Annotated in this window: 6 protein-coding genes, 1 tRNA gene and 1 pseudogene; 4 read left to right on the top strand and 4 right to left on the bottom strand. The window is 60.7% G+C overall.

Annotated features, from left to right (window positions below):
- The coding region (locus WA989_RS17480) for an aconitate hydratase (protein ID WP_424341755.1) at positions 1 to 1,952 on the top strand (1,952 nt) is incomplete at its 5' end.
- Between the two features lie 107 nt (positions 1,953 to 2,059).
- A complete protein-coding gene (locus WA989_RS17475) occupies positions 2,060 to 2,701 on the top strand; it encodes a DUF1223 domain-containing protein (RefSeq protein ID WP_424341754.1) in 642 nt (213 codons plus the stop codon).
- Between the two features lie 28 nt (positions 2,702 to 2,729).
- Here the strand turns inward: WA989_RS17475 and phaR are convergent, their stop codons facing one another.
- Positions 2,730 to 3,332, bottom strand: a complete 603-nt coding sequence (gene phaR, locus WA989_RS17470; protein WP_424341753.1) for a polyhydroxyalkanoate synthesis repressor PhaR — start codon at positions 3,330 to 3,332, stop codon at positions 2,730 to 2,732.
- A 173-nt stretch (positions 3,333 to 3,505) separates the two neighbouring features.
- On the opposite strand from phaR, the gene phbB reads away from it, so the two are divergent.
- A complete protein-coding gene (gene phbB, locus WA989_RS17465; RefSeq protein ID WP_424341752.1) occupies positions 3,506 to 4,231 on the top strand; it encodes an acetoacetyl-CoA reductase in 726 nt (241 codons plus the stop codon).
- Here the strand turns inward: phbB and WA989_RS17460 are convergent.
- Positions 4,228 to 4,995, bottom strand: coding sequence for a thermonuclease family protein (locus WA989_RS17460; protein WP_424341751.1), 768 nt, complete (start codon positions 4,993 to 4,995; stop codon positions 4,228 to 4,230). The genes phbB and WA989_RS17460 overlap by 4 nt on opposite strands.
- A 60-nt stretch (positions 4,996 to 5,055) precedes the next feature.
- On the opposite strand from WA989_RS17460, the gene WA989_RS17455 reads away from it, so the two are divergent.
- Positions 5,056 to 5,132: transfer RNA gene (locus WA989_RS17455), tRNA-Arg, on the top strand.
- A 13-nt stretch (positions 5,133 to 5,145) separates the two neighbouring features.
- Here the strand turns inward: WA989_RS17455 and WA989_RS17450 are convergent.
- Positions 5,146 to 6,219, bottom strand: coding sequence for a helix-turn-helix transcriptional regulator (locus tag WA989_RS17450; protein WP_424341750.1), 1,074 nt, complete (start codon positions 6,217 to 6,219; stop codon positions 5,146 to 5,148).
- A 315-nt stretch (positions 6,220 to 6,534) separates the two neighbouring features.
- Positions 6,535 to 6,829: pseudogene (locus WA989_RS17445) on the bottom strand (kynureninase); the annotation flags it as partial.

Below are 6,829 nucleotides of genomic sequence, written 5' to 3'. Positions count from 1 at the left end.
CCCAGATGCTGCGCCAGAAGGGCGTGGTCGGCAAGTTCGTCGAATTCTACGGCGCCGGCCTCGACCACCTCACTCTCGAGGACCGCGCCACCATCGGCAACATGTCGCCCGAATTCGGCTCGACCTGCGCCTTCTTCCCGACCGATGAGCAGACGCTGAAATATCTTCGCTCAACGGGCCGCGAAGAAGACCGCGTTCAACTGGTCGAAGCCTACACAAAGGCGCAGGGCTACTGGCGCGACGACATGCCGGACCCTGTCTTTACCGATACGATCGAACTCGACCTGTCGACCGTCGTTCCGTGTATCTCCGGCCCGAAGCGCCCGCAGGACAAGATCCTGCTCGACGTTGCACCAGAGCAGTTCCGCAAGGACGTGAAAGTCATCAAGGGCGGCGGTGTTTCCGAGGACAAGACCCCGGAATCCACCGGCGAAGCGCGCTTCGAGGATGAAGGCGCGAACATGGCCTACACAGAGCCAGAGGATTATGGCGTGCCGAAATTCGCTGTCCCGGACAGCGACTACCACATCCATGACGGGTCGGTGGTGATCGCCGCGATAACCTCATGCACCAATACGTCCAACCCGTCCGTGCTGATCTCGGCCGGTCTGGTGGCCCGCAAGGCCCGCGAGAAGGGCCTCAAGGTCAAGCCATGGGTGAAGACATCGCTCGCCCCCGGCTCGCAGGTTGTGACCGACTATCTGGAGCGCGCGGGCCTGCAGGATGACCTTGACGCCCTCGGCTTCAACCTTGTCGGTTATGGCTGCACGACCTGTATCGGCAATTCCGGCCCGCTGCCGCCGCCGATCTCCAAGACAATCAACGACAATGACCTCGTTGCCTGTTCGGTTCTTTCGGGCAACCGCAACTTTGAAGGCCGGATCAGCCAGGATGTGCGCGCCAACTATCTCGCCTCGCCGCCGCTGGTCGTTGCCTATGCGCTGGCCGGCTCGATGCACCGCAATGTCGCGACCGAACCGCTCGGCAAGGACAATGACGGCAATGACGTCTATCTGAAGGACATCTGGCCGACCTCTAAAGAGATCGCTGACATCATGGCTGACGCGGTCACGCCCGCCATGTTCCGCGAGCGCTATTCCGACGTCTTCAAGGGCGACGAGCTCTGGCAGGGCATTGAGGTGTCCGGCGGGCAGACCTATAGCTGGCCGCCCGGATCGACCTATGTTCAGAACCCGCCTTACTTTGAAGGCATGGGCCTCGATCTCGACAAGCAGGAAGACATCATCGACGCGCGCGTCCTGGCTGTCTTCGGCGACTCGATCACGACTGACCACATCTCACCGGCCGGCTCGATCAAGGCGTCCAGCCCTGCTGGCGAATACCTGCAGGAACATCAGGTCTCACCGCTGGATTTCAACTCCTACGGCTCGCGCCGCGGCAATCATGAAGTCATGATGCGCGGCACGTTCGCCAATATCCGGATCAAGAACCAGATGGTGCCGGGCGTCGAAGGCGGCGTGACGGTCCACTATCCGGACGGCGACCAGATGGCGATCTATGACGCCGCGATGGAATACGAGGCCTCCGATACGCCGCTGGTCGTGTTCGCAGGCGACCTTTACGGCAACGGGTCTTCGCGCGACTGGGCCGCCAAGGGCACGATCCTGCTCGGGGTACGCGCCGTCATCGCTGGCAGCTTTGAGCGGATCCACCGCTCGAACCTGATCGGCATGGGTGTCCTGCCGCTTGAGTTCGCTGAAGGCCAGAGCGCCAAGGAGCTCGGCCTGACCGGCAAGGAGCAGGTGACCATCACGGGTATTGAAGGCATCACGCCACGCCAGAAGATGGACGTCGAGATCACCCGCGAGGACGGCTCCAAGGTGACCGCCAATACGATTGTGCGGATCGATACCGAGAACGAGCTCGATTACTATCGCAATGGCGGCATTCTCCACTATGTGCTGCGGAACCTCGCCCGCGAAGCGGCCTAGAAAATCTGTATGGAAACTGTGGACAACGCGCCTCTCGGGGCGCGTTGTCTGTGTGTTCACAACAGAGTGATTTAAAACTGTCACAACTTGGCGATATGGGACGCGGGATGATCCGGGTCCTTATCCTTCTCGCCTGCCTTCTTGCGCCGGGCTTTTCCGCGCACGCAGACCGGCCTGTTCTGGTCGAGCTGTTTGCCTCGCAGAACTGCACGGCCTGTCCGAAGGCGCACAAGACGCTGCGGGACGTTCAATCCGATCATCTCGGTGATGTGCTCATCCTGACCTGGTCGGTCGATTACTGGGACTATATCGGCGAGCCCGACCCGATGGCGATCCCGGATGCGAGCGAGCGCCAGAAAGCCTATACAGAGCGCCTCGGGCTGCGCGCGCCTTACACGCCGCAATCGGTCTATGACGGCGCAAAGCAGTGTCCGGCCACCAAACGCCAGACGGTCGAGGCCAACATTTCCAATACGGAGAAGACCAAATCCGGAAATGTTGAAATCATGCCTTTTAAGGGCGGTTTCGCGCTCGACGGCGACATCAGCGAGCCCGCCGAAGTGCGGCTTGTGAAATATCTTTCAGGCGAGGCCAATCAGACCGGCATGGTCAATCCGGTCGTCAGCGCCAAACTGCTCGGCGTCTGGACCGGTGGTCGTGTGACCTATGGCTATGAGTGCGAGACCAGCTGCGCGGTCATCGTGCAGACGCGCAATCATGGCGAAGTGATCGGGGCAGGCTCGCTCTAGAGCCCGCACCCTTCACAGTCAGCTTCGCTTATTTCTTGGACAGCGATTCCAGCTGGTCCTGCATCACCTTCATCTGAGCCTTAAGGGCCGTCATAGCGGCATCGCGCTCGTCATCCGCCGGCGCCTCTTCCGGTGTCTCTTCGGTTTCGCTGGCTGCGGCGGGCGGCGGCGTGGTCATGCCGGGCATGTTTGGCGTGAATGCCTTCATCGCCTGCTCGAACATATCCATATTGCGCCGCGCATGGGCTTCGAAAAACGCCATTGGATGCGCGCCGCCCATCGCTTTCTTGAGCTTCTCCTGGCTGGCGGCAAAGCTGTTCATGCTCATATCAAGCCAGGCTGGCAGCATGCTCTGCGAGCCTCCGCCATAAAAGCCGATGAGTTGGCGCAGGAAGGAGAGCGGCAGGGCGCCGTCGCCCTTGGTTTCGCGCTCGAAAATGATTTGGGTCAAGACCGCGCGGGTCAGGTCTTCACCTGTCTTCGCGTCGCGAACCTCAAAGTCGACCCCCCGCTTCACCAGATCCGCCAGATGGTCGAGCGTCACATAGGAAGAGGTCGACGTGTCATAGAGCCGTCTGTTCGCATATTTCTTGATCACAACTGTGCCGCCGGATCCGTTACCTTTTGCCATTTCATGCCCTTGTCTTCGCCTGAGTGCGGCGAGTTTGTTCGTTTTGACGCGAGACGTAAGGCAAATAATAGCCTTGCTTTCAAATCTCTGCGCCTATTTTATACATAGCATGCTTACATCAAGTTGAGCGCGCGCAGCAAAATTTTTGCTGCGCAGCAATTTTGGAGGAATAAATGGCGCGTGTAGCAGTGGTGACGGGCGGAACCCGGGGAATTGGCAAGGCGATTAGCGAGCATCTGAAGACAAAGGGATTTGAGGTCGCCGCGAATTACGGGGGAAACGAGGAGGCTGCAAAAGCCTGCGAGCAGGAGCTCGGGGTAAAGTGCTACAAGTTCGATGTGGCCGACTATGACGCTGTCGGCGAGGGCCTCACGGCCATCGAAAGCGATCTCGGCCCCGTCGAAATTGTGGTCAACAATGCTGGCATCACCTGGGATGCGCCCTTCCACAAGATGTCCAAGGAACAGTGGGACAAGGTCATCGATGTCGACCTCAATTCGGCTTTCAACGTCACCCGCCAGGTCTGGGATGGCATGCGCGAGCGCGGCTGGGGCCGTATCATCAACATCTCCTCGATCAATGGTCAGAAGGGCCAGTTCGGGCAGACAAATTATTCTGCCGCCAAGGCCGGCCTGATCGGCTTTACCAAGGCGCTCGCCCAGGAAGGCGCCAAGAAAGGCATTACCGTCAATGTCGTCTGCCCGGGCTATATCGACACTGAAATGGTCCGCGCCGTGCCTGAGAAAGTGCTCGAAAGCATTATCGGCACAATCCCGGTCGGCCGCCTCGGCAAAGCTGAAGAGATCGCTTCCATGTGCGGTTTTCTGGCGTCTGAAGATGCGGCTTTCATCACGGGCGCAACCATGACGGTGAATGGCGCGCAATATATCGCCGGTTAGGGCGCCTCAGGCTCGACCAGGTGAAGATGCAGCGGGTGGACAAGCTCCATCCGCTGATCCTGTATCCAGCCGCGCACGATGACCTCTGCGCCGGCATCAATGTCGCACAGCGCACGCGCGGTAAACTCGACATCGACGACAAGGGCGCTGTCAGCCAGCGCCCATGAACACAGCGTCTTGCGCTCCCACTCGTCAGGCAGACCCGTCTTCTCCGCGAGCCTTGCGCGAACGAGCTGGAAGCCGCGGCCGTCCGCCTGAAGTGCAGACGCTTGGGCCGGGCGGTAGTAAGATAGTCCCCACAGGCCTTTCCTTTCGCGGCGGGCCTCAGCCTCGGCCGCCAGCAAGGTTTCGCCGCCGCGGTCTGTATCGGGGTAAAGCCGCACGCGGACATGGCCCTGGCGAACAAGCTCCAGATTTATCCAGTAGTCCGGCCCTGTCCCGTCGGCTGTCGCAATATGGGCAAGGGCGCGGTCATAGCGGTCACGCGTGAGACCCGGATAATGCAGCCGGACGCGGCGGCCCATGGCGAGGTCTTCGAGCGCGCGGGCGGCCTTTTCGGCATGGGGCTCAGGGTCGCCATAGCGAGGCTTCAAGACAGGAGCCTCAATGCCAACCAGACGCACGCTCTGGCCAGTGTCCAGGACAAGCGCATCGCCATCGATGACGCGCACAACGCGGCCTGTCTCGCCTTCCGCCATATCTTCAAGCGGCCCGCCCTTCGAGCAGCCTGCGCCCATCATCAGCGCAAGGCCCAGCAATGACACTACAAGCCGCTTGCCCACCCTTCATCCTTTCGCCAAAACACGCTATCGCACTTACAGGCTGACCCCGTAGCTCAGCAGGATAGAGCAACAGATTCCTAATCTGTAGGTCGCGCGTTCGAATCGCGCCGGGGTCGCCAGTTTTTCTGCATTTCAGCCTGGTCTGCGCTCCAGCAGGTCTGACAGGGCGAGCACCAGTTCGGGCTGGCGGGTCGTGCCTGTTTTTGAGAAGAGGCGGGCAAGATGGGTTCGGGCTGTCGAGATGGCGATGCCGCGGGCAGTCGCGATGTCTGCCAGGCTTTGTCCAGCCATCAGCTCGCTCGCAATGTCCGCTTCCGCACGGGTGAGGCCGAAGACCGCCGCAGCAAGCTTTTTGTCGAGTGCGCGCGCGCCGCCGGCTCTCTCGAAGGTCACCAGGATCGGCCCTGAAACCTCGATCGCACCAAAACATGGAACAGGGTAGACGGTGCAAAGCCAGGTATGAGCCGGTGCCCTGCCGCGGCAGACAAAGCGTCCGCTCGCGGGCTGCGATGCACCGGTCAGACGTTCATAAGCGATCTGGTCGGGCCGGTTGCAAAACGCGAACCGCCCGTCTGGCAGCCGTCTCAGTATCCGCATCGAGAAAAGCAGGTCGGCACTGTCGGACGCCTCGAGGATCCAGCCGGCCCGGCTCGTGACAAACGCGATGACGTGGTCTGCCAGTTTTGCGAGCAGGGTGCGGGCCTGCATATGCTCAAGCTTTGCGGCGAGATCGAGGGCCGGCAGCGCGGCGCGTACAAGCTGCTCCTGGCGCTCTGCGGTCTCGTCTGAAAACTCGTCTTCCTCCATGCTGCGGTGCAGGGCAATTCCGGCCGTACCCCGCGCATTATTCAGCAGAGGCACAGCCGACATGTGTCCGAACCCCATGGGCAGGATGAGCTCCTGATAGGTCTGGTCGCGCGCGATTTCTTCCCTTGTGATGTAATCCTTGTCACGCGACGCCTTCCCAGCCTTCATGAAGGGGATTGCGGCCACTCTCGGATTAATCGGCTGAAAGTCGTGTTCGAGCTGGGCGAAGTCGGGATCGACCTCGCACGTAAATGTCGACTGGAGAAGATTTCGGGCACCATCTGCAACCATGAGATGGGCGGCGCGGGCGTCGCATTCGTCCGCAATATGGCGCAGCGCCGCCTGCTGGGCTGCGGGATCGAAAATCCCGTCGAGAAAATGGCGCTCGATATCCTTCACGTCTTCCAGGTCTCCGGCGAAGGGGTTCTACTGGTGGTTTATTTCATCCAGAAGGGCCGGAGTCGACTCTTATCCTTCAAATGAAGGATGCGGCGAGCAGGCTCTCTCGATTATCGTCACGGGCGTGGGGGTTACGTTCACGTGGGTGGCATGTCGAGGCTGAGAAAGATCGCCAGAAACGCAGCAGCGCCCTTCCTCCTCTCGGGGACGGTCTGGTTGATTGCGGTCTTCCTTACCTCCTTTTGAGGCTGGGCATCAGCATCGACGGGGCAGGCCGGGCCGCCCGGCAGAAATGCCGGGTGGGCCGGTCAACGCTTATGTTACCTGAGCGCGCTTGCTGAAGACCGGATCTTTCCAGCTGGCCGATTCCACGATGTCCGCAAGCTCGTCCATGGCATCCCATACGTCCGCAAAACTCAGATAGAGCGGGGCTAGGCCGAAGCGGATTGTGTCGGGGGCGCGGAAGTCGGCAATGATTTTACGGGCAATAAGCGCCTGGACGATCTCATAGCCGTGCGCATGGGTAACGCTGACATGACCGCCGCGCCGGGCATCCCCGCGCGGCGAGATCGCCGGCAGGCCGAGCGCATCGGTGCGGCTGAGCACAAGG

Origin of the sequence: Henriciella sp. (assembly GCF_049649345.1) — a bacterium.
Classification (GTDB): domain Bacteria; phylum Pseudomonadota; class Alphaproteobacteria; order Caulobacterales; family Hyphomonadaceae; genus Henriciella.
Note: the sequence above shows the minus strand (reverse complement) of the source record. Positions and strands in the feature narration are given on the sequence as shown.

What these genes read in the sequence shown, in the direction of transcription:
- WA989_RS17475 (WP_424341754.1), top strand. Translation starts at nt 2,060, where the DNA reads ATGATCCGGGTCCTTATCCTTCTCGCCTGCCTTCTTGCGCCGGGCTTT.
- phaR (WP_424341753.1), bottom strand. Translation starts at nt 3,332, where the DNA reads ATGGCAAAAGGTAACGGATCCGGCGGCACAGTTGTGATCAAGAAATAT.
- phbB (WP_424341752.1), top strand. Translation starts at nt 3,506, where the DNA reads ATGGCGCGTGTAGCAGTGGTGACGGGCGGAACCCGGGGAATTGGCAAG.